This is a genomic window from Desulfonema magnum (assembly GCF_017377395.1).
GTDB classification, from domain to species: domain Bacteria; phylum Desulfobacterota; class Desulfobacteria; order Desulfobacterales; family 4be13; genus Desulfonema_C; species Desulfonema_C magnum.
This window is the reverse complement of record NZ_CP061800.1, coordinates 1,794,592-1,819,369: the sequence shown is the minus strand read 5'-3', so window position 1 is coordinate 1,819,369 and position 24,778 is coordinate 1,794,592. Positions and strand designations below refer to the sequence as shown.

Annotated in this window: 16 protein-coding genes; 8 read left to right on the top strand and 8 right to left on the bottom strand. The window is 44.9% G+C overall.

The window, feature by feature from the left end; genetic code table 11:
* Positions 1–46: 46 nt before the first annotated feature.
* Positions 47–1,288 carry an ISAzo13 family transposase gene (locus dnm_RS07350; RefSeq protein ID WP_246555998.1) on the bottom strand — a complete coding sequence of 414 codons (1,242 nt, stop codon included), beginning with the start codon at positions 1,286–1,288 and terminating at the stop codon, positions 47–49.
* Positions 1,289–1,706: 418 nt separating this feature from the next.
* On the opposite strand from dnm_RS07350, the gene dnm_RS07345 reads away from it, so the two are divergent.
* The 3 genes from dnm_RS07345 to dnm_RS07335 all read left to right on the top strand — a co-directional run bounded on the left by dnm_RS07345 (position 1,707) and on the right by dnm_RS07335 (position 2,866).
* Positions 1,707–2,138, top strand: coding sequence for a hypothetical protein (locus dnm_RS07345; protein ID WP_207682028.1), 432 nt, complete (start codon positions 1,707–1,709; stop codon positions 2,136–2,138).
* A 211-nt stretch (positions 2,139–2,349) separates the two neighbouring features.
* Positions 2,350–2,598 carry an addiction module protein gene (locus dnm_RS07340; protein WP_207682027.1) on the top strand — a complete coding sequence of 83 codons (249 nt, stop codon included), beginning with the start codon at positions 2,350–2,352 and terminating at the stop codon, positions 2,596–2,598.
* The gene (locus tag dnm_RS07335; RefSeq protein WP_207682026.1) at positions 2,582–2,866 is read left to right on the top strand and encodes a type II toxin-antitoxin system RelE/ParE family toxin; all 285 of its coding nucleotides are present in this window, start codon (positions 2,582–2,584) and stop codon (positions 2,864–2,866) included. The genes dnm_RS07340 and dnm_RS07335 overlap by 17 nt, the downstream gene beginning before the upstream one ends.
* Before the next feature lie 1,422 nt (positions 2,867–4,288).
* Here the strand turns inward: dnm_RS07335 and dnm_RS07330 are convergent.
* The 6 genes from dnm_RS07330 to dnm_RS07305 form a co-directional block, all read right to left on the bottom strand.
* The gene (locus dnm_RS07330; RefSeq protein ID WP_207682025.1) at positions 4,289–7,285 is read right to left on the bottom strand and encodes a beta-alanine-activating enzyme beta-propeller domain-containing protein; all 2,997 of its coding nucleotides are present in this window, start codon (positions 7,283–7,285) and stop codon (positions 4,289–4,291) included.
* Between the two features lie 458 nt (positions 7,286–7,743).
* A complete protein-coding gene (locus dnm_RS07325; RefSeq protein ID WP_207682024.1) occupies positions 7,744–8,583 on the bottom strand; it encodes an SDR family oxidoreductase in 840 nt (279 codons plus the stop codon).
* Between the two features lie 417 nt (positions 8,584–9,000).
* On the bottom strand, positions 9,001–9,273 hold the full coding sequence (locus dnm_RS07320; RefSeq protein WP_207682023.1) for a hypothetical protein: 273 nt from the start codon (positions 9,271–9,273) through the stop codon (positions 9,001–9,003).
* A 235-nt stretch (positions 9,274–9,508) separates the two neighbouring features.
* Positions 9,509–10,297 carry a hypothetical protein gene (locus tag dnm_RS07315; protein WP_207682022.1) on the bottom strand — a complete coding sequence of 263 codons (789 nt, stop codon included), beginning with the start codon at positions 10,295–10,297 and terminating at the stop codon, positions 9,509–9,511.
* Positions 10,298–10,365: 68 nt separating this feature from the next.
* Positions 10,366–11,481 (bottom strand): signal recognition particle-docking protein FtsY, encoded by a 1,116-nt coding sequence (gene ftsY / locus dnm_RS07310; protein WP_207682021.1) that lies wholly within the window; start codon positions 11,479–11,481, stop codon positions 10,366–10,368.
* A gap of 563 nt (positions 11,482–12,044) precedes the next feature.
* Positions 12,045–12,269 carry a hypothetical protein gene (locus dnm_RS07305; RefSeq protein ID WP_207682020.1) on the bottom strand — a complete coding sequence of 75 codons (225 nt, stop codon included), beginning with the start codon at positions 12,267–12,269 and terminating at the stop codon, positions 12,045–12,047.
* Between the two features lie 427 nt (positions 12,270–12,696).
* Between dnm_RS07305 and dnm_RS07300 the strand changes: the two genes are divergently transcribed.
* The 5 genes from dnm_RS07300 (at position 12,697) to dnm_RS07280 (ending at position 20,376) form a co-directional block, all read left to right on the top strand.
* Positions 12,697–14,562 carry an ATP-dependent helicase gene (locus dnm_RS07300; RefSeq protein WP_207682019.1) on the top strand — a complete coding sequence of 622 codons (1,866 nt, stop codon included), beginning with the start codon at positions 12,697–12,699 and terminating at the stop codon, positions 14,560–14,562.
* A gap of 348 nt (positions 14,563–14,910) precedes the next feature.
* The gene (locus dnm_RS07295) at positions 14,911–17,352 is read left to right on the top strand and encodes a DUF4114 domain-containing protein (RefSeq protein WP_207682018.1); all 2,442 of its coding nucleotides are present in this window, start codon (positions 14,911–14,913) and stop codon (positions 17,350–17,352) included.
* A gap of 843 nt (positions 17,353–18,195) precedes the next feature.
* A complete protein-coding gene (locus tag dnm_RS07290) occupies positions 18,196–18,438 on the top strand; it encodes an FmdB family zinc ribbon protein (protein WP_207682017.1) in 243 nt (80 codons plus the stop codon).
* A gap of 83 nt (positions 18,439–18,521) precedes the next feature.
* A complete protein-coding gene (locus dnm_RS07285) occupies positions 18,522–19,202 on the top strand; it encodes a transcriptional repressor (RefSeq protein ID WP_207682016.1) in 681 nt (226 codons plus the stop codon).
* A gap of 238 nt (positions 19,203–19,440) precedes the next feature.
* Positions 19,441–20,376, top strand: coding sequence for a radical SAM protein (locus dnm_RS07280; protein WP_207682015.1), 936 nt, complete (start codon positions 19,441–19,443; stop codon positions 20,374–20,376).
* Here the strand turns inward: dnm_RS07280 and dnm_RS07275 are convergent.
* Positions 20,363–24,745 (bottom strand): PAS domain S-box protein, encoded by a 4,383-nt coding sequence (locus dnm_RS07275; RefSeq protein ID WP_207682014.1) that lies wholly within the window; start codon positions 24,743–24,745, stop codon positions 20,363–20,365. The genes dnm_RS07280 and dnm_RS07275 overlap by 14 nt on opposite strands.
* Positions 24,746–24,778: the final 33 nt, after the last annotated feature.

The following is a 24,778-nucleotide window of genomic DNA, read 5'->3' as shown; positions in this document are numbered from 1 at the left end:
CCGAACATTATTTGCTAAGGAATCGGTATTAAATAACTTTCCCATTTTAATTTATTGGAATTGCACGATAATTCCATTTGGGTAAAATTTTGTCGAATACAATTCGCATTTCTGATTTAAAAGTTTCAGCAACTTTTCGACCGGTTTCATAGACTTTATCAATAACATGGACAAAGACTTTTAAACCTTTTTTGGTATGTGTTTTGGCTATCAGATCAGTCACCACCTCCAAACTTGAAAAGATTACTCCCTGACACGCACGAGTAATATGAGGAAACAGGCGATGTTCGATCGGATTAAATTTGGAACAATAGGGCGGGTAATGAGCGATTCGGATTTCAATCCCGATTTCATCCGCCAGAATTTGTAAATCTTGTTTGAAAAGGTAATGTCGGGAACTGTTGCTGCCGCCACCATCGCACAATATCAAAACTGACGTGGCATTTGGATATATTCGGCAACCGTAACCATACCACCAATGACGGAAACTGTCACAGGCAAATTCACTGGTATCATGACTTGTTCCCACCTGAACATACCCGATATTGAGTCGCAGGTCATAAAAACAATGCGGAATTATGACACCTTCGGCAAAACTTGTAAAATCATGATCGAAAACTTGCAATTCCTCCAGCGTATATAGTCGGCCTTTCCTGTAAAAATTTCCAAGATATTCTTTTTTCTTGGTATCCATGCTGATAACGGGATTACCGGCCTTCCGGTATTCTGATCTGAGTTTCAAAATATTGTCAAACTGAGCGTCGCGATCTGGTACGTTTTTTTTCATAGGTTTGCGTTTCTGAGCTTTACGCAACCGATAGTCATGCTTTTTGAGCAATTGACGGACAATGTTACGACTCACTTTTACTCCGTATTTTTTTTCCAGAGCCTCCGCGATTTCCCACTCCCTCAGATTTGTCCATCGTACCTTTTCATCCATCGGATCTCCTGCTGTATGCTCACGCACCACATTCAAAAACTGCTCGTCTATTTCAGGGTGCTCAGTCAGATACTGTTTGCGTCCGCCACCTTTTTTACGTATTTCAGAAGATTCAGCAGGAGATTTTCCAATTTGTTTTGCTACGATGTGTCCGGGCAGGCCGCTTACTTCGATCGCTCCTTTGCGCACAGTCCGCCTGCTGCAACCCAAGACTTTGGCAATATAATTTTGTCCGCCATGTCCCAATTTCAAAGCTTCAATACCGGCATATCGCCGGCGGTCTTTTTCATTCAGACTCTCATAGTATCGCCGCATGATTTCTTCTACTTCTAAGGAATAGGGTTGCATAATAATCTCCTTTTGATAAAGTGATTTTGAAATACACTTTACAGGATTACGCAATTTTTTAACATATAAAAATCAAAATGGGCATATTATTTCATGCTCATTCCTAAAAAATTGTTTAGCAAAAACTGTGCCTATAAAAACCAAAAACCGAGTACTATAGATTATAAAAGGAAAAAACCAATATATTTTTTACTTATTCTTGAAATTGTGTAAAAACACGCTATAATAAAAAAGTCGCCCAACCCGACGCTGATTGTGTCAAGTTAAATCCGGATCGTTGGAATTGAACGAAAGTTCATGAAATTCGATAACGTTGTCCAGCGGGTGGGTGGTGTTCTAAAACTGGACTTGTTCCGATATTTGCCAAATTGATTCAGAGGCTTAAAAAGTTTAGCTCCACTTTTAGAACATTACCATTATGTTTAGATTTGAAATGATGACGAGTTGGCTTGTAAGTATTATTGACAATCTGAAGTATCCCGGCAACGAACACGATATTCCCTGTGAAGAGGGTAATGACTGGTTTTTCTGGCGTAAGACAGATAACTTGTTTTACAGAAATGCCAAGGAGAGAGATTTGGTTATATTGATTACTCGTCCGGATATTGACGACGAAGAACCTCAATGGGTTTATAGGCACTATACGATAAAAGAAGTTATTGAGGACGAGGATGCCAAATGCAAGACTTATAACTATGATGAGGCATCTCACAATGAGGCATTAAGCTGGCAAGCCTTTCTCAAAATTGCAGAACAGGCTGGTTTGCCGAATTTTGGGAGTGGTTTGGGGACTTGCAGAAAACTTTCGCCGAAGCAGTCAAAATTGCTTTTTGAATTATGGAATGAGTAAGGTTTGGAAAAGGTCGAATTCCACACCTATGAAGAAGTTTGAAATAATAAAAAAAAACGGTATATCAATGAAGCGGACGGCGGGGGCTTGAACTCAGTTGAGAGTCTCAGCGAAATCCCTTGCCGCCGCTGGATTCAATCGTTGTTTGTTCTAAAAACAAACAAATATCGCACCCGGAATGTTGGCATTTATCCGGTATGAGGTCGGTACCATGCAAGATGTGATGAGTAAAAACGAAATAGTATACGGGATAAGAAGGCTGAATGTAATTGAGCGGCTTAATATCATAACAGATATCTGGGATGAGATAAAAGAGTCGCAGGAGCTGGAGATCGTTTCGGAGGATGACAAGAGACTTCTTCTGAGCAGACTGGCAAATTACAGGGCAAATCCCGAGTCGGCGACAGAGTGGGCGGAACTGAGACAGGAGGTTCATGACAGATATGCTGAGAAAAGTTAAGTTTGCCGGTGAGGCATCCGGCGAGTTTCGGGAATCCGTCGAATGGTATGAGTCAAGGGCAAAGGGGCTCGGTCTGAGATTCACAGACGAAATAGACAGCACTGTCGAGAGAATAAGGCTCAATCCCGACATGTACATGAAGATCGCCGGAAACATAAGAAGAATACAGGTGAACAGATTTCCGTATTCGGTGTTTTACACAACGGAAGATGACACTCTCGTCATCCTTCGTATATTTCACAACAAAAGAAAACCTGTCGAATGGTAGGGCATAACCCGGTGTTGCTCGTGTCAAGTTAAATCCAGACCGTTGGAATAGGGTCTGACCCTTGAAATTCGGTAAAGTTACCCAGTGGGTGATCGGGGAAATACAGACAGAAATACACATCCCCTGCAGGGCTTGCCCTGATGTCGGATTGAAAAGGTCTTATTAACCTGTCCCCCCTGCGAAGCATGCCTCAGCATCGGGGACTAAATGAAAATCCCACCCTGCCAAAGTATGGCCGACAGGTAGGCAGCCAACCTCACAGGCAAACCTGGTAACAGGAGTCTGAAGCTGAGGAAGGCAGGAATGCAGGCTTTGTATTGAGCCCTGGGGTGATGAAAATGTCACAAACCGGGCTGACAATTGCGATCCCATTTTTATTCCGCAAATTTTTTATGACTTAAAAATCAGGAAGTTAAAAAATGAGGGGAACAAAAACGGGATCAGCTTTTTCAGAGCCTTGGAAACATTTTCATCACCCCAATTGAGCCCCGAAATGGGTATAGTCGTGGACATAAGGATAAACCTCCGGGAAACCGGGGGGAAAAGCCGACGTTGTTCAACGAACGGAAGGCAGCAGTCCCGAATGCGACAAACACGGCGAGTGTTCGGGACACCACCGGGGTCTGAGACCGGGGCATGTGTTCACGGGGGTAGCCTGGGAACTTGAGAGAGCCGGTCGTTTCCTTGTAAAACAAATCCGGTCAGGGGCGCCGGTCAGCCGATGAGGCGGAGTCCCGGCGTCGGAAGGGGTTGCCCTGACCCGACCGGCGAGCGAAAGAAAAGAGGCGAACAGGGTATCAGGTGAGGAAAGAGAAAATCGAACGAACCTGAGATGAACGGTCGGCAGTCTTAGCTGAACATAGTACCGAGGGACGGAAATAATTTTTTGCCGACCGGGAAGGTGGGGAAGTGACGCCCAAGCGACCCACCGAAGGGAAGGTGAGGCCGGGCATGACGATCCGATGAGGGGAACTACGGGAGGCACACTGAGGCCGGAAACCGTGTCACCTGACTTCGGAGGAGTGTGTGAGGCAGGCGGAAGCCTGCGGGCAGCAAAAGTTATGCGCCGGACGGGGTCGTGCCTGTCCGGTCTTCGGAGGGGTCAAACCTCCGTCGCCGAGGAACCGGATGAGGGAAATCTTCACGTCCGGATCTGTGGGGGGTGCGTCTGGTAACAGGCACATCTACCCGGAACCGGACAGTCCGTTTCTGACAGGGAAATTAACAGAGTTTGCAAACAAGACAGGTCAGGTGAATATGATCATGATGAGAACTGCAATTTTTTTGCGACCTTGTCTGAAACGGTCCGGACGGGGTTGCAGTCCGGTCATGCAAAGGTTCAGGTTGCAAACACGGTCCTGTAAAACGTGAAGTTCATGTGGCCAAGGAATGCCAAACTGTAAGTTTGGCACTCCTTTTTAATTATGGTTCAACAGTAATTCGGATTTTCGGACAGATCCTGCCGTTTATATCAAAACCGCCATAAGCAGAGACCTCATTACATCTGAATTCCGCCAGTGACAGCACAGAGGTGCTTTCAACTTCCCCGACAACTTCAAAGCTTATGAACACCACTTCTCCGCTGCCCGTAAACACATCTCCGTAGGCCGGAATGACAAGCCTGATCTCACCATCGGCATTTACGCTTGTCTGTAATCCGTAACCTTTGTTTTCCAGTATTCCGCCCGATAATGTCATCTCCTTAGGAACAAGCGCGTCCGCGTCAAATATCACTGTTATATCTGTCCCTTCAATGGCGGTATTCTGTTTCAGGACAATCGGAATCGTCAGCACAGATCCCTGAGCCGCGTTCATTTTGCGCACTGACGAAATTCTTTTTGAATATGTCCGCTTCTTTCCTGCCGGCTCCCAGTTTCCTGTCACATCTCCCAGCCTTATGGCAATAAAATTCTCATTTTCTCTGGCTGAATCGAGCGGAGAATATTCTCTGGTGGACACATAAGAAATTAATGACAGATCATCGCCAGCCGGATCAGGTACAAATACCCAGTGAGTTCCCTCGGGATTTAAAGTGTCTATAATTCCCGCGGCATATCTTGCCACTCTTGAGGCGTCTGTCGCGCTGATTTCTCCGTTCATTGTCACATCGGCCGCAATCATCTGATAATCATTAAACTCTATGAAGTCGGAAACATACCTTGCTATTCTCGAGGCATCTTTTGAACTTAATCCCTCAAGATCATCCGTTTTGGAAGGTGTGGAGATATAATCTCCCAGGGGAACATCGGAAAAAAGGTAAGCCCCGTCCGCGCCTGTTATTTGTGTGGCAGTAAAACCAGTATCCTCAGGTTCCTCATCCCCGGGTTCCTCGTCCCCGGGTTCCTCATCCCCGGGTTCCTCGTCAGCCGCGCCGGCATCTTCAAGTATCATCTGCACATTGCGAACAAACTGGTTTTCCGAATCTGTATAATAACCAATTTTTCCTGAAATATTAAAAAAAGCATTCAGGATTTCAACTGAACCGTTATCCGCGTTCACATCGGTTTCATTGATCAGAGCTTTTGTAAATGTCAATGCGGAACTGCTCGGAGCTTCACCTATGGCATCAAATGTAAGATACGCTGCCTCCCCCTCGTCTGAGAACAAGTCTCCGATGGCATAAATTGAAACAACAAGCTTTCCTTCTTCCGGCTCGGAATACAGGCCATAATTTGCACTTTCCAATACTCCGTCTGCCAGTGTGATCCCTGTGAAGCTGAGGACTTCCGGATCAAATTCAATCTCAGCGTCAATGCCTTCAATGCTCGCATTGCCGATGTTGGTCAGGGTCAAAGGGAGGGTGACAGGGTAAGTCGGATAAACTTTCACGTCAGCAGTCAGGGCCAGGGACGGCGGTACCAGTTGGACAATTGAGACAGCGCCGTTTGTCGTATCCACAGAAGTCAGTCCCATATCGCTCTTGGTAAATCTCAGCGCCGTGGTATTTCCCACATCTCCGAGCGCATGAAATTCAAGGTAAGCGATAATGCCCTCACCCGTGAAGACCTCCTCACCCGCGGAAATTGTAAAAATAATCTTTCCTTGTTCTTTCTGATATGAAACGTCATATTCCTGCTCTTCCAGCACGCTGTCCTTTAATATGACTCGTACTGCCTCCAACACAGCAGCATCAAACTCAACTTCCACTTCAAGCCCCTCAACAGGTATGATGCCGGTATTCACAAGGGTCAGAGGAACGATCACCGTATAATCCGGATAAACAACCGCGTCAGATGGCAGTTCCAGAGACGGCATTTGCCATTCGGGTTTCCTGTGAAGGCTGAAACTGTTCTGCCCGAATTTGGGCCAGGACGAGTCCGCATACGCCCCCATGGCCGAGGCATAATCATTGAAATTCCAGGGGGAATCCCCTTCGATTGCGTAAAGACTTCTGTCAGCGCTTCCCACATAGACCGTGCCGTCACTCCCGATGGCGGGCATGGTCCACAGCTCGCCATTTGTTTCGTAGGTCCACCGGACGGTTCCTTCAGCATCCAGGGCATACAGAAAATTGTCATTGCTGCCCACATAAATGGTTCCGTCAGCCCCTATGGCCGGAGAAGACCATATCTCGCCGCCAGTTTCATATTGCCATTTAAGGTCTCCGAAAGAGGTTATGGCATATAAGGCATTATCGTAACTTCCCACATAAACCACGCCGTCGGTCCCTATGGTGGGAGAAGACCATATTTCAGCCCCGGTTTCATATCGCCATTTGGGGGTTCCGCTGGGCCACAACGCGTACAGGTAATTATCATGGCTTCCCACATAGATGGTCCCGTCAATTGCCACAGCAGGAGAAGACACAATCCATCCCGCGGTTTGGTATTTCCATTTAAGGAACCCTTCAGCATCTATGGCATAGAGACGATCATCCAGATTTCCGACATAAACGGTTCCGTCAGCGCCTATGGCAGGTGAGGAGGCAATCCATCCGTTTGTGGGATAGACCCATTTCGGGGTTCCGTCAGGGTTCATGGCATAGAGATAGCCATCCAGGTCCGCCACATAAACCGTGCCATCAGCCGCTATGGCCGGGGAAGCGTATATTTTTCCGTTTGCCTCATAGTTCCATTTAAGGGTTCCGTCGGAATTGAAGGCATACAGAAAGTTGTCATAACTTCCTATATAAACCGTACCGTCAGCACCCACTGCCGGAGAAGAATATATCCTGTCATTGGTCTGATAGCTCCATTTGAGTGAACCATTGGGATTTATGGCATAAACATAATTATCATAGTTTCCTGTGTAAAGCGTGCCATCTCCGCCTATGGCGGGAGAGGAGCTTACAGAACCGCCTGTCTGATAACGCCAGAGAATATCCCCGGGATCCGCCCATACCACGGGGGCGGTCAGCACTGCGGCCATAAACACAACACTCAAAAACAGTTTCAGAATTTTTAATCTGTGTTCAGACATATCTTTCTTACCTCCTTAAATTGAAATAGTTAAAAAATTATGGTTGCAAATTGAACTGATTAAGCATAAAATCAGGAAAATTGTCAGGCAGCTATCTCCGGAAAATCAATTTTTCAGCGTTCTCATACTTAAATACATAACGGAACGCTTTTTCTTACATATTTTGATTTAAATTTTATTTCATGTTGTTATTTCATAGAACAGTGAAAAAAGTCAATAGGGCGGAAAGAGTATTTTCGGGTAAGAAAAATCTGCCTTTGATATTTTCGAATCAAGAAGCCCTGTAAGGGCGGCATATTTGTAGCGGCATATTTGTAGCCTCCCGACAAGTGCGGTGGGTTACGCTTCGCTTCACCCACCCTACATCGGGTATTTTATTTTTGGGGAAATCCTTAAAAAGATTCTCCGGAATGCCAAACTGTAAGTTTGGCACTCCGGAGTGACAACGCTCCCTTTTATCAATATGTCAGCACCATTCCCCCGTCCAGCAGGAGATCACCGCCAATAAGATATTTGGCAAAGCAGGAGAAGCCGTAAATAAAGGTATTCGCAACCTCGACAGGAGACATCATCTCCTTAATGCGGGATTTGCCCATCATGGCATCCCTTACCACTTCTTCAGGCGTTATCCCCCGCTGTTCCGCCTGGGCCGGAACTTGGTTCAATGCCAGGGGGGTTTTGACAAAGCCCGTGCTGACAGTGAAAGAGCGAATTTTTCCCTGTCCTTCGGCTGAGATGGACTGACTGAGTGCTCTGAGACCGAATTTTGTGATATTATAAACAGGTTTGTTAACTGTGCAGATGTGCGCGTGAACCGAGGCCATGTTGCCGATCACACCAATTCCGTCATGGCTTTTTTTCATATGGGGAAGGGTCAGTTTGGAAAGATAGAAAGGGGTACGAAGCATAAGTCGCTGCATGAGGTCATATTTTTCCATGGGAAAATTTTCCACGGAATCAATATGCTGAATTCCCGCAATATTGGCCAGATATTTGATGCTTCCCAGTTTTGCGGCTTCTGAAACAGCCTGCTCGATATCTTCATCCTTGCAAAGATCCGTTCTGACGAAGACCATGTCTCCGCCCATTTCCCGGGCCATTTCCCGGGTTTTTTCCCCTTGTTCCTCATCAATATCCAGCCCCACGGTGGTTAATCTGTTGGCTGCCGCGACAATGGCGGTTGCCCTGCCGATACCGCTTCCCGAACCTGTGACAATGCAGACATTGTTCGGGTTAAAATTTTCATCCTGAAGGATCAGTATATCTTCATGCTGAATCTTCGGTTCTCTGATTTTCATGGGTTATCCTCCTTTTTTATTGCGTATCGTACATATACTTTTTCTGTCGGACGGGGGGAACCCGTTCCGGCAAATACAGAGATAAAATTTTGATATTACAAAGATATTCGAAATATTTAAGCTTCCGAATGTCTGAAATACGCGTCTCATGCTTTGGCTCATTTCAGCAGATCGAAAAATTTTGCTCTTCGGATTCAGGCGATTTCTAAGAGCCTGTTTGAAAAGTAGGGAATATGAGCAGTCATAAGAGACAATGATCATAACTACCTGAACAAAAATTTTTTATATTTGCCCGGGAAAAAACCCGGCTTTTTTCCCGGAATGACCCGCTGCCCGTGAAGGAAAAAGCCGGGTTTCTCCGCATTTCGAAGAAAAAAAGACATATAAAAAATTTTTGCACAGGTACTTATCTCCGTGTCACGGTCGGATTTTTTTCAGGACACGTCTTTTAAAACAGGTGTCAGGAACGGTGTCAGCCCCCTTTCCGGCTTCCCGGGCCGCGTTCGGAATTGCTTTTCGGACAGGCTCCCGGTGTCTTCGCTGCCAAAAAACAGCCACAAAGGCACCGGGACCCAAAAAGACTTTGTGAACCTTCGTGACTTTGCGTCTTCGCTGCCAAAAAACAGCCACAAAGGCACCGGGACCCAAAAAAACTTTGTGAACCTTCGTGACTTTGCGTCTTCGTGGCAAAAAACAGCCACAAAGGCACCGGGACCCAAAGAGACTTTGTGAACCTTTGTGCCTTCGTGGCAAAAAACAGCCACAAAGGCACCGGGACCCAAAGAGACTTCGTGAACCTTCGTACCTTTGTGTCTTCGTGGTAAAAAACAGCTACTTATGATTACTCATATTCTTTACTTTTCAAACATGCTCTAAGAATGAACATATCCATTTGTTCGGAAATCGCCTTATGAAAATTTGCGACTTACCGCATCTGTCTGACAACCGCGTCTCTGAGATAGCGAAAGACCTCTGTTCCTTCCTTTGAAGCTTTTTCCTTTCCCATGGCAACCTTGTGGACAAATTCTGTTTTTTCCTTGTCCAAGGTGCTGATCTGATCATCAATCAGCTTGATAACATTATGGATAATGCTGTAAATCACAAGGGGGCCGAACCGCTTTTCTCCGCCGTCCTTTTGGGTCAGCACACCGATAATTTTGTAATTGCTCATGCGAAAAGCTTTGGGCGGCGGGGCATATTTCAGCAGTTCCGCAAAAAGGGAGAGGCTTTCGATGACGCCGTCTGTGTATCCGCCTTCCAGGGAAGCCTGACCGTCTTTTTCAATCGCGTCAATATCAGATTCGTCAAAAGAGAGATCAAGCATATCAGTACATTCTTTTTGGATGGTTTTGACAGAGTCTTCTTTTTTGCTGATAATCACGTCACTGTCACTCAATATTCTGATAACATTTCGAATACTGATCATCTCCTTGACAGTGGGGCTTTTTCGCAATGCGATATCTTCCGCGGTGGTGGTATAAATCGCCAGTTCATTATCAAGAACCAGAATATTATTTTCGCGCGGGTCTGTTTCAAGAACGTAAAGATCATTATCCCGTTCTTTTCTGAACTTACGCGGCCCCATCTCAAGAAGGTGACGCACCGTTTCCTTGTCAATCCTGCGGCCGCTGTCAGGCGTTCCGAGAGAACCCGTCACTTTTTTTGCTAGTTTATCAATCTCAATTTTTTTTAAAAGATTTTCTTTAAAAGACATAACGCCACCCTCCGTGTCTGTTGTTTATGTTTCCGCAGGAAGCATGTCCGCGACGTGCCTCCCTGTGACTAAAAAAGTGCGTCCACGAATTGTGCAGGATCAAATTCCTGCAAATCTTCGATTTGTTCCCCGATACCGATATACTTCAACGGAATATTCAGGGTGTTGCAAATACTGACCACGATCCCCCCTCTCGCGGTGCCGTCCAGCTTTGTCAGGGCGATGCCTGTGACACCCAGCGCGTCATTGAACATTTGGGCCTGGGACAGGGCATTCTGGCCCGTTGTGGCATCAAGCACCAGCAGAACTTCATGGGGGGCATCCGGAATTGTTTTTGTCATGGCCCGTCTGATTTTTTTCAGTTCTTCCATCAGGTTGACCTTTGTATGAAGTCTCCCCGCGGTATCTACAAACACAATATCTTTGCCTCTGGCTGTGGCAGCTTCGACACTGTCATAAGCAACAGCGGCCGGGTCCGCGTTTTCTCTGTGCTTTACAATGTCGGCTCCGGCTCTGTCCGCCCATATGGTCAGTTGTTCAACAGCAGCCGCCCGAAAGGTATCCGCGGCCGCAATCAGCACTTTTTTATCTTCAGCCGCTGCTTTTGCCGCAAGCTTTCCGATGGTGGTGGTTTTTCCGACGCCGTTGACCCCGACAACCATGACAATATGAGGTTTTGCGGAAATTTTTTCCTGAGTGGGAGATGGTGTGTTAAAAAGGGAAATTATTTCTTGTCTCAGTGCTGTCTTTAATTGATTTGCATTTGATATTTTGGAAGATTTTTTTGACAGGTTTTCCATAAGTTCCATGGTTGTCTGAATACCGATATCCGAGGTTATCAGACGCTCTTCAATTTCCTCTAACAGCTCTTCTGTTTTTTTATTGCTCGTAAAAAGGTCATCAATGTCAGTTGTAAGAATCTCACGAGTTTTAGATAACCCATTTCTTAAACGATGAATAAAACCTGGCCCGGATTCCGGCTGGGAATCAGATGACGCTTCTGTTTCTTTTTTTTGGGATTCATAGAGCGAAACATCTATTGCGACAGTTTGCTCATGATTATCAGGTACTTCAAGTTCTGATGCCTGAATGACTTCCTGTTCGGATGCCTGAACAGCGTCTTGCTGAGGCGATATGTCTTCCTTCTTCTTCTTTTTCTTTTTATTTTTTTTGAACCAACCCATTATTTTCTCCTATTTTTTTAATAGTTACTGAACCAATTTCAAAAATTCGTTTTCTTTCGCAGATCATCCGGAACGATGATGACTCGTCAGCAAAACGAACCGGATCAGGAGCGTTTTCTTAATTCACTAAATGATTATAGCGATTTTTCAACTGGTTTGCAATATTTTCCCATTCTATTTATAATTTATTGAAAATATAATTTAATATCAGCAGATCGGAATTTTTCACAAAACGTCCTGAAAGGACTTTTTGCCGGATGTTGCCGCACGGGAGTGAAGCCCATATGCATCAGGCTAAGACTGCCGGACGGGGTTTGCAACCCCGTCCGAAACGTTTGTTTTCGGGGGTCGGAAAATATTTCGGACGGGGTTGCAAACCCCGTCCGGCAGATCACAGGTTAATAAAAACAATGAGTTACGATCTTAGCCTGATGCATATGGAGTGAAGCCCCGGCTTTTTTTCATTACCGAAAAAAATTAAAACTTTTCTGATTATAACGGATTCAGGGGAGGGCGCGGTATGCTGAAACTATCATGTCACAGGACGCCGTCCTCCCCGGATGTCATTCAGGGGAAAACCCGCGCGATGTGGGACCTGCAATAAATGCCACAAAGGCACGAAGGCGCGAAGTCTCACGAAGGCTCTCTGTGCTTCTTTGTGTCTTCGTGTCTTTGTGGCATTGAAGCCCCGCGGGGGCGGCATGTTTGCAGCATGCAAATATGCCGTGGCGGCCTCCCCTGAATCCGTTATAATCAGAAACTTTTTTAAAAACCGTCCTGAAATTCATTTTCGGGTTTCATATTGATTTTTACTGTCCGATATGATAATTATTCCTAAAAATAAACCAATCCACTCATAACTGATTGAGAAAAAAACAAAGCCTGAAATCTCCTTCTCCCTCGCTACAGGGATTTTGTATAAGAAGGGGATTGTAATCCTTTTCTTATGAATCCTCTTCTTATATAAAATCCCTGTAGCGAGAGAGGGGGCGGGAAGCAAGGCAGATTTCAAAATTTTCCATACAATCAGCAGATGGAAAATCCCTCCTGACTTCGGCATGAGTTCGTTTCGACAAGCTCAACGAGCGGCGTTTCGACAAGCTCAACGAGCGGCGTTTCGACAAGCTTAACGAGCGGCGTTTCGGCCCGCACCCTGAGCCTGTCGAAGGGGAAATTCCATCTGCTGACAATAGAAAAGCAGACGGACACATCATAATGAAATTATCTTCTGTACAAAAACAGGCAATCGAATTTAACGGCGCTCCCACGCTGGTTGTAAGCGGAGCAGGATCAGGAAAAACAACCGTATTGACAAACAAAGTCGTCAGTCTCATCCGAAACGGCTATGATTCCAAACGAATATTAGCCATCACTTTCACAAACAAGGCCGCGGATGAAATGAAATCCAGGCTGGTTGAATTAACAGGACTGCCCTTAAACCAATTTCCGTGGGTGCGGACCTTTCACTCGGCAGCTTTCAGAATACTCAGACAGCATTGCCCTCTCCTGGGATATAAGATACCTCTCCAAATTTACGCGACATACCAGCAGGAAAAGACAATGAAAGAGATTATCGCGGAAATGAATTACGACAAGAAATATGTCGGGGCCGTGACAGCGCATATCTCAAAAGCAAAAAATTCCGGTAATCCCACAGCGTATTTTGACCGGAAACCCCGTGTTTCCCATAATATTCTGCTGGCTGAAGTGTTTAATGTTTATGAAAAAAGATTGTATTCCGCAAATGCCGTGGATTTTGACAATATTCTGCTCAAGACCCGTGATCTGCTCAGGGATCATAAGGATGTCCGGGAGTCTTATCAGAATCTTTTTCAGTATGTTCTGTGTGATGAATTTCAGGATACAAACCCGCTTCAGGCCCTGCTGACCGATCTTTGGGTAAAAAACGGAAATCTTTTCTGCGTGGGAGATGACTGGCAGAGTATTTACCGCTTCAGAGGAAGCGACATAGATCAGTTTCTTTCATTTCCGAAAAAATACAAGAACGCCAAAATATTCCGGCTGGAGCAGAACTATCGTTCTGCAAATGAAATTGTCCAGACAGCAAACGAGCTGATCGGACATAACACCCATAAAATGGAAAAAAAATGCTTTTCTGAAAAACACGGGGGCATTGTGAAGCTTCACAAATTTTCTGATGAGGAAACAGAAGCAAGATGGGTGGGAAGAAAGATCATATCCCTTTGTGATATGGGGATTCCTTCTGAGAGAATCGCGGTGCTGTACCGGACCAAATTTTGTTCCCTGTCTTTTGAAAAGGCTTTCAGATTCCTGGAGATTCCGTATCAGATGATGGGGTCCAAAGGATTTTTTGAACGAAAAGAAATACTTGATATGAATTCTTATCTCAAAGCCTCTGTTTTTCAAAAGGATAATGTCTCATTTGAGCGCATCATCAATCTTCCCAAACGGGGAATTGGTGAGAAAACCATCAGAAAAATAGCTGACATACGGACTGATGGCATGAGTCTTCAGGATGCTGTGCGGAAAGTGCTTTCCGAAAGGGTGATGAGCAAAAAAATTCATAACGCGCTCAGTCAGTTAATTGAAGCCCTTGATGAAATCAGGGAAAAGAAACCGGATGACGCGATCCGTGAAATTTTGTCCAGGTTTAACTATATGGATTATCTTGAAAAATATTCAAAATCCAATTCAACAGATTTTATTTCAAGAAAAGAAAACATGGATGAACTGCTTCATTCGGCCTCAAAAAAACAAACCATCCTTGAATTCCTGGAAGAAGCGGACCTGATTCAGGAAGATAAGGATGACGACGACGACGATCAAAGCGAAAAGCCCGGTGTGAAACTTTCAACAATACATGCCAGCAAGGGATTGGAATATTACGTTGTGTTTGTCGTGGGCTGCGAGGAAGACCTTTTCCCGCACTGGAGATCAAAGAATTCTGACATCGAACTTGAGGAAGAAAGACGCCTGATGTATGTTGCCATCACCCGAGCGGAAAAATATCTGTTTATCAGTTGCGCGGCTTACAGAAGAGGGGAATCCAATCGGAAAAGCCGATTTTGGTATGAAATTGAAGATTCGCTAACGATATAATCGGAAAAACGCTTTGTTATCATTCCGGATACTTATTTTAAGCAAATATCGTGCCTCAGATAGTGTTTTTCCGTTTTTTAGCCGTTTTTTTCCAAATTTACCAACAAATATTTTGACAAAAGCAATACATAAATGAAATACAAAAAGCTCATTTTTGACTTTTGTTCTTATAAAAGAAATTATAAAAACAGGGCGCGGGTGTAAGAAAAAGGATTTTCAGGTGTATCTTGAGTTAGGTTAAAGTGAGCCGGAACAACGGTTTTAAAAAGTTATTTTTTTCTTTAAAAGCAATGGGTTCAAAAAATAGCCAACCCGTTAGCCAACATTAAAACAAAGGGGGGCAAAGGAATGAAAAAGTTTTTAATTGTGATGTGGATAACATTGTTGTTTTTCGGGCTGGCCGGTAGTTCCGCGGCCTTTTTTATTAATTTTGAAGATGGGAAAAACGGCAATCCTGTCAACAATATTGAGGGGGTCTCTTTTAAAAATTTCAGCGGATTTAATGCCATGTACGGTGACAGCAGAACCGGGAAATATAACACCTATTCGGATGATCTGAAGCTTTCTTACGGAGATGCTTTTTTTCACCATAATGGAAATTTCTGGCTGTGGGCCGGTACCAATGCAGATGCCAGGGGCGTTATTGTTGACTTTACAAGCAACAACGGGACCTGGTTCAAAACTGGCTACAGCACCTATGGCGATTTTATTCTTGAGGCGCATCTGACCAACGGCAGGACAGTGACCGTGTCCGGGCCGACAAATATATATAGTTCAATGAAATATCTGACCGTCAACGCGCCGGCCGGAGCCTATATTGATTATGTTGTCTTGAAGGGTGAAAAAGGGAATGTCTGGCTTGCCGATGATATGAGCGGCGATACCACAGGCGTGGGTTCGGATGAACCGCCGCCTCCGCCTGCCCCGGGTTCGGATGATGACAATGACGGGATGCCTTATGCCTGGGAAGTCGCTAACGGGCTGAACCCTTCTGCAAATGATGCTGCCGGGGATCCGGACGGTGACGGCGTGTCAAATTTGAATGAATATAAAAAAGGAACAAATCCCAAAAAAGCTGATACAGACGGTGACGGGATTCCGGACGGCTGGGAGATTTCAAAGGGCCTGAATCCCTCTGTGAATGACGGTGCCGCGGACTCAGACAGGGACGGGCTGTCCAATTTGTCAGAATACCAAAAAGGGACAAATCCGAACAAGGCTGACACGGACGGTGACGGGATCCCGGACGGCTGGGAAATTGCCTACGGCCTGAATCCCTCTGTGAATGACGGTGGTACGGACTCAGACGGGGACGGACTGTCCAATTTGTCAGAATACCAAAAAGGGACAAATCCGAAAAAAGCCGATACAGACAGTGACGGGATCCCGGACGGCTGGGAAATTGCCTACGGCCTGAATCCGGGGGCAAATGACGCGTCAGGAGACCCGGACGGAGATGAGGTTTCAAACCTGGATGAATACATAAACGGCACTGACCCGACAATTATTCCGGGTGAATTCAAAGTGGGAGAGAATGGTATTGTCAAGGCGGACTGGCTGTATGACGGCGGGAGTTATGAAGGGGAATTTGCCATATTCAGTTTTTCAGGGATGAAAGATTTCATCGCAAACCCGGAGGAATTTATAAAAGAAGCCGTAAGACGGGCATTGTCAAACAGCACCGAGGGCTATGTTGTATTGTCAGATATGAAAGAAGGCGCACGGTTCAGCGGTTCGCTCGGGGAGTCAGTAAATTGGAACAAAGGTCCTTATAAGGGGGTAAAGAGCTTCCAAATGCGGCCCGGGGATACCTTTGCAATGATACTGACACCGAATTCCACATTGGAATCGCTTGCTGAAAACCCCTTAACAACAGATGTGAACAAGCGTCCGCTGTTTTCAATTGTATTATCGAATTTGGATTATGGAATGCATGTGGGTCAGATAGCGGATGTCAATGGTCTGGGGACTGCTTTTGCCTATGAAGATCAGGACTTTGTCAAAAGTGACACAGATTACAATGATATTATTGTGCAGATCACCGGCGCGACAGCAGATGTTCCGCCTCTGGATTCGCTGTCAGGGAATGACGAACCTGCTGCCAGGAAAAAGCGGGACAGGAGAGATGATCCGAAATCGCCTGTGCTTTTTGATATTCCGCCGGCTCCCAGGTGGCATGATTGGAGAATATCAGAGGATTTGGGACAGCAGATCGTTGAACATATTGAATCACCGTCTGTGCAGCCTGAAACTTTTTGGATGTCCTTTATCGTTGAAGGCCCGGCAGATATGATTGTGTATGATCCCAAAGAAAGAGAGTGTGGTAAAGAAGGCGGATATATCCCGGGCGCTGCTTTTGAAACGGATGAAAACGGGGGGCATATATTTTCTTTGCCTGTACTGGAAACAGGTAATTATCGTCTTGTGCTGCGCGGTAAGGAAAGCGGTTTTTGCCGTGTCACGGTAAAGGGTTATCAGGGAGACACTGAAATTTCATCAGAAACAAAAGAAATCGAAATTCAGGCGCATCAGGCGCATAAATGTGATGTTATTGTGTCTTCATTTACTGATGATCTGATATTCACGTTTGAAGAGATAATGAGCAGCAATCTTTTTTATGATTTTAATGGTGATGGAAAGATTGATGACAATGATATTATGAAGGTTTCTTCAAGATGGAATGTCACTGAAGAGAGTCAGGAATATGATCCTTTTTATGACGTGGATGATGACGGTTATATCGGAATTATTGATATCATGCCTGTGGTAAACAGCATGTCCGCTCAGTGATAACTCGTGAATACTTTCAGATGTTTTTAAAAAAGCTGCCTTACGGCAGCTTTTTTTGTTAGGGTCTCAGGTCTCAGGAAGCTTTCATGATTATTCTGATACCTGATTATCAAGAGATAAGGGATTTCCCAAAAAATAAAATCCCCGGAATGTAGGAATGTAGGGTGGGTGGAGCGAAGCGCAACCCACCGACAGCAGACAGACGGTGGGTTGCGCTTCGCTCCACCCACCCTACATGTCTGATACTTGATCATCGAGTGATACGTCATGTTTTTTCAAAAAAACTTATCTTTTTTCCATACCAGAGGTGAAGTTTTATAAAAGCTGTTTATATTTATATGAAAGTGTTAAGTGTTAGGTGTTAGGTGTTAGGTGTTAGGTGTTAGGTGTTAAGTGTTAGGAAAAACTATAAAACTTTCATGGTTCGTTGTGACCGAAGGTCATGTCTGTTTATATGAAAGTGTTTAGGTGTTAGGTGGTGTTAGGTGTTAGGTGTTAGGTGTTACGAAAAATTGTAAAACTTTAATTATTCTTTGTGACCGCGGGCTTGGGAGTTTGTATGAAAGTCATTTGTGATTTGCCACGGCTTTCATCGTTCGTTGTGACCCGCCAGGTTGCCCGTTTATATGAAAGTGACTAAAGTTAATAAAGTGACTGAAGTTAAAAGTTCTTTCATGTTTCGTTGTGAGCGGACCGCTCATGGCCGTTTATATGACAGCCATTGACATTTATACTCAACGAAATTTTTTCACCTAACACCTAACACCTAACACCTAACACCTAACACCACCTAACACCCAACACCTAACACCTTTTAATAAAATTAATTTAAAGGAAAATATTATGCCGATATATGAATTTAAATGCTCGAAATGCGAGGAATTTTTTGAACTGCTTATTATGAATACTGATGAGGAGGTTGAACTCAGATGTCCCAAATGTAAGTCCGAAGATTTTGAACGGGTTCTCAGTACCACTAACTATGCCATGGGATCCGGGGGAAGTCCGTCCGGGATGACATCCCAGACAAGAACATGTTCAAGCGGCTCATGCACCACTTATGATATCCCCGGACCTGGCCGTTAAAATTTGTTTTGAATATTCCCCTTTATTGTATTTTATACCATGATGTCAGTGTGATTATTCTTTTTTAATAACAGGGATCTACAATGATGCAGCTTCACAACCAGGAAAAGAAACAGTTTAAAAAGCTTTTCAAGCAGGAGCATATTGATGATTTTGAAGACAGATTCAAGGTGCTTGAGGTTTTTCTTCAGGCCGAACGCCATATGACGGATAAGGATCTGATTCAGCTGCTTGAAGAATACGGATATAAATCAGATCCCGACTTTGTCAGAGACACGCTCCGGATGATGTGTCAGTTCGGTTTTGCTCAGACAAACCAGTTTGATAACGGAGTGGTGTGGTATGAACATAGGCATCTGGGCCAGCACCATGACCATATGATTTGTACAAAATGTAGAAAAATCATAGAATTCAAGGAGGATCAGCTCGAAAATCTTCAGGTGCAGGTTGCCGCGGTTCATGGATTTCATATGCTTCAGCACAAGATGGAGATATATGGGATCTGTTCCGAATGTCTTAAGAAGCGGGAACAACTGATATCCCTTGTGACAGCCAAACAGGGGGAACGATTGGTTATAAAAGAGTTTATCGGAGGCTCTGCTTCCCAGATGCGTTTATTGTCTATGGGGCTGAGAATCGGGGATGAAATAGAAGTTGTCACTAATTTTAACAAAGGGCAATTGGTGATCGCCCTAGATTATAACCGTCTTGCCCTAGGTCGGGGACTGGCACAAAAAATATTGGTCCAGCCAAGTAATAATTGAGAATGGAGAATGGAGAATTGGAAATTGAAAATCAGAGTTGTTCCTTAATACGTTATGAGTCAGAAACAAATATAGCCGCGTAAGTCAGGTTAAGGAACAAAAATCCGAGAGCGATGATCGTCGCTCATTTTGACGGATCACATGAAAATTTCGGGTTTCTCAACCCACCTATGCTTTCAATTCTCAATTTTCAATTCTCAATTTTCAATTCTTCATTCAACCAGGAGAATTCATAATCATGTCATCTTTTAAACCTGCCTATGTGGAAACCTTTGAAAAAGGGTTGCTTAAAAAAAAGATAAAACACGCTTTTGAAATTTTAAGTTCCTGCGCACTCTGCCCCAGATTATGCGGGGTTGACCGTGTTTCCGGCGAAGTCGGCGTGTGCAGGACAGGTGAAAACGCCTGGGTGTCAAGCTATACGCCCCACTTCGGGGAAGAGGCCCCGCTGGTCGGCTCCCACGGCTCCGGAACGATATTTTTTACCCACTGTAATTTGCTGTGTAATTTTTGTCAGAATTATGACATCAGCCATGAGGGGTACGGCGAGGAAGTCTCTCATGAGCGTATTGCCGAGATGATGCTTTCCCTGCAAGGAGAAGGCTGTCATAATATCAATTTTGTTACTCCGTCCCATGTTGTCCCCCAGATTCTTTCGGCTGTCGAACTTGCTGTAAAAAAAGGACTTTCTGTTCCGATGGTTTATAACACCGGTGCCTATGACCGTGTTGAAACTCTGAAACTGCTTGAAGGGGTTTTTGATATTTATATGCCTGATTTTAAATTCTGGGATTCTCAAATTGCCGAAAAAACCTGCAAGGCCGGAGATTACCCGGAGGTTGCGCGTGATGCGCTGACGGAAATGCACCGTCAGGTCGGGGACCTGGTCACAGATGAATCCGGTATTGCCACGCGGGGACTTCTGGTACGGCATCTTGTTCTGCCTCACAATCTCGCAGGCACACGCGACGTGATGCGATTTATTGCAAATGAAATTTCACCGAACACCTATGTAAATATCATGCCCCAGTACAGGCCGTGCGGCAAAGCTGCTGAAATTAAAGAACTTGCAGGTTTTCCTTCAAGAACAGAATATGAAATGGCGTTGGACGCGGCAAAAGAAGAGGGAATTACACGGCTCGACAGTCAGCGGCGTGTGTTTATGCTATGCTGATATTTGTAATAACGTGAATGAACCTGTCTAATTCCTGTTTTAAATCATCAATAAGCGCACGAACACCGTCCAAGTCGCCTTTCTTTCCGGCAAGTTCCATTTCATATGCGATATCCCTAAGCGCGTATGCCGAGATATTCGAACACATTCCCTTGATATTGTGCGCCTGTAATGTGACCAGCTCAGGATCATTTTTATCCAGAACAGCCTTTAATTCTTCAATTTCCACCGGCATTCTTTGCACAAACATTTTTGAAAATTTTTTACAAAGCGTCTCATCCCCTCCCATTCGGTTTAACAGCTCTTCCTTGTTAAAACATTCAGAATCCGCAAACTGCGAATTCTCAGTTGCCACCTGATCTTTTTCTGATAATTGTTCGCTGCCCGCTGATGGCTTAGAAATAATAGCTGAAAAATGCGAATGCATACCTGATAACTGTTTTTCCACAGCGGAAAGAAGCTCATCAGGATCGATTGGTTTGGATATATAATCATTCATACCCGCTTCAAGACAGCGTTCCCGGTCTCCTTTCATGACATTGGCAGTCATGGCAATGATGGGTATATTTCGAGCTTCGAGTTCTGAATTTCGAATCTTTTTCGTGGCTTCAATACCGTCCATTTCAGGCATCTGAATATCCATCAGAACAAGATCATAAGATGTTGTCCGGATAGCCTTAATGGCCTCAGTGCCGTTGCTGGCAAGGTCCGCAGATAACCCGAGTTTTTTCATCATTGCCAGAGCGACCTTCTGATTCAGCCGATTATCCTCCACAAGAAGAATACGGATATTTGTTGAAACTTGAAACTTGAAACTTGAAACTTGGTTATCCGCTTCCGAGTTCCGAGTTTCAACCTCCGAGTTTCGAGTTTCGAGTTTCAAGTTTCGAGTTTCGAGTTTCAAGTCCCGAGTTTCGAGTTTCAAGTTTCGAGTTTCAAGTTTCAAGTTTCGAGTTTCAACTTCCGAATATCCGAAAATTGCCGTAAACCAGAACGTGCTTCCCTTTCCTTCCTGACTTTCAACACCGATTTCTCCGCCCATCATCTCCGCCAATTGCTTTGAAATAGCCAGCCCCAAACCTGTTCCGCCATATCTGCGGGTTGTTGAGGCATCCACCTGGGAAAAGGATTTAAACAGACGATTCACGCGGTCTTTGGGGATACCAAGACCGGTGTCGGTCACAGCAAAACGGAGCATGCTGTGGACATCGCCGGATTTTTCCACAGAAACATGAATCCTCACTTCCCCTTTTTGGGTGAATTTAATCGCATTATTTGTAAGATTGAGCAGAATCTGCCGAAGTCGTACCGGGTCTCCCCGGAGAAAGGGATAAATATCACCGTCAATGTGGCTCGTCAGCCCTATTCCTTTCTCATTCGCTTTTATGGCCAATATATTAATGATATCACTGATGATATCTGTGATATTGAAATCAAGAATCTCCAGTTCTGTTTTTCCGGCTTCGATTTTGGAAAAATCAAGGATGTCACTGATGAGAGAAAGCAGGATATCCGAGGAGGATCGTGCAGTTTCAGCATACTCCCGCTGTTCCGAAGTCAGTTTCGTCCTGAGCAAAAGTCCTGTCATCCCGATAATGGCATTCATGGGCGTGCGGATTTCATGACTCATATTGGCCAGAAATTCACTCTTGGAAAGGGTCGCGGCCTCGGCTGTCTCTTTGGCTCTCAGGAGTTCAGTTTCAGCCTGTTTGCGTCCGTCAATGTCAATGACGATTCCGATGACAGACTCAATATTTCCATGAATATCATAAATAGGTGAAACTGAAAAATTTACCCAGAAAACACTTCCGTCTTTACGAACATACCTTTTCTCGACTTCATATTGTCTGATTTTTCCTTTGATCAGTTTTTGCAAAAGATTTTTGCTTTTTTCAACATCTTCGATGTAAGTAACATCTGTATATTTGAACTGATAGATTTTTTCCTTTGCATATCCGAGCATGTCTGCCCATTTGTCATTTATATAAAAATATTGTCCCTGAAGATCAATAATAGCAATCCCTACGACAACATTGTCAAAAATAGCTCGCAGCTTTGCTTCACTTTCCCGCATCGATTTTTCTGCGATCTTTCGTTCCGTGACATCCAGATACGCGTATAAACGACCTGCGGTTTTGTCTCCGATTCTGAAAGGTCGTGCATGGCACTCAATAATTCTGCCGTCTTTCATCTCAAACGTATCATAGGCATCTGTGTCCAAGTCATCTAACAATTCCCTGATACGGCCGGCAAATATCCGGGGGTCTTTTACCTGCTCCGTCACCAGCCTGAAACGTTCCCGAGGCTCAGGAATTTCAGCCCATTCTTCAGAAAGCCCCCACATTTCAATAAACTTCCGATTGAAGGTGAACAGGTTTTTATCTCTGTCAATCACCACAATGGCCTCGGCAGTTGATTCAATGGTTGCACGTAACAATGAATGCGATTTTTTGATTTCCTCTTCCGCGTGTACTCGTTCAGTGGTATCTCTGACAACAGATAATAAATGCGGTGTGCCTTTGTAATCAAATATCGTTCCGTGGATTTCCACATTGAACAAAGTTCCGTCTTTACGCACATCTACTGAGCTGACAGGAAATAAATCCGCCAACTGCTCAGGATCACTGTTTCTGAATTGTTCAAAAATGTAATGATAATCAGGATGAACAGTCTCTCTGCTGGTCAGCCGAGTCAGCTCTTCCTGAGAATAGCCATACATCCGGCATGCAGCGGGGTTGGCGTCAGCAATATTGCCATTGAGATCAAAAATAAGAATCGCATCCGCACTGGAATTGAATATGTCATGATAGCGGTCCTCGCTCTCTTTCAGCGCTTTCTGAGCCTGGGCCTGTTCAGTGATATCCGTTGAAACGCCCACCATTCCTGTGGGCTGTCCGTTCGCATCATGGATGACCCATGATCTTAATTCCAATATGAGTTTCATACCGCCTCTGACGTAGCTCACCACTGTTCCCTTCCAGGCTCCGTCTGCCAGGGTTTTATCAATTACTTCCTGAACAAAGGCACTTCGTCCGGGATATTCTCCCAAAACCTGAATTGTCTGTCCCATCAGCGATTCACGGGGGAGACTGATTGATCGGACAGCCGCTTCATTGACATAGGTGATCCGTCCTTCCAGGTCGGTTGCCACGATAATGTCTTTTATCTGCTCCATGAGAACAGCCTGAAAACGCAATTTTTCTTCTGCCTGCCTGCGCTCATTAATTTCCCGATGAAGCCGTCGGTTGAAAACGATGAGGATAACAAGCCCCAGGGCGGTCAGGAAACTCACAGAAAGGGTCACTCCGAGAGCTTGGCGGATCTGCGCTGAGTCCGGAGCAGGATTCGGATCGTAAATAAACCCGTCCAGGGACTGCCCCGATTTTTCAAGCATTCCCAGCCGGGCAAAGGTATCTGCAATATGACGCCAGCGTCCCGGGTTCATGAATCCCGTTTCAATAAGCTCCGGCAGTATCAGTTCACGCATTTTTTCAGCTTCAAAACGCAGATGGTCCCGTGTCTTGCGTGAGTTGTATTTACTCAGAATGATGTCAATGATTTCTTCAGGATGTTTCATGGCATATTCCCAGCCCCTGAGGCTGGCTTCCCGGAATGCCTTCACACGCTCCGGGTATTCCCTGAGTTCCTGTTCTGATGTGAACAAACAGTCTCCGTAAAAATCAATCCCATAACTCAGAGGGCGAATAATTGAAAAGGGAACCCCTTTTTGTTCCAGATAATAAGGCTCATTTGTTATGTAGGCACTTAATGCGCCAATGGTTTCATTGAAATAATCATCAGCGCTGACACTGCCATCAAGGACGTGTATCTGATCCAGGGAAACCCCTTCATTGAGAAAAACTGCATGAAGTTCCGCGTCCCGGTCTTGTTTTGTCATTTTCACCTGTCTGCCGATCAAATCCTGAGGCGTGGCAATTTCGGAATCTTTCCGTGTCAACAGAACCAGCGGCGAATGCTGGAATATTGCAGCGAGGACCACCAAAGGTTTTCCACGAAGCCGATGCAGTACGATTTCGCTGTTTGTCACGCCATACTCCGCACAGCAATTCAGCACCTCATCTATGGTGTCTATCTCGTAACCGCCTTCCTGCAATGTCACTTCGAGTCCTGCTTCCCGATAGAACCCTTTTTCCAGAGCAGCATAATAGCCCGCGAACTGAAACTGGTGAAACCATCTCAGTTGAAGAACAACGGACCTGGCGCTCGGAGGAATAAGTACTGTTTTTTTTGAATTTAGCGGCTCTTCTGCCATGGCGGCTGTATTTATGGAAAAGCATAAGCATATGGCAAAACCATATGGAATAATAGCTGAGAAATATTTAAGAATACGAACGGCGGTGATTTTCATTTTATATCTCTTTTCTTCAAATTCCCTGATATG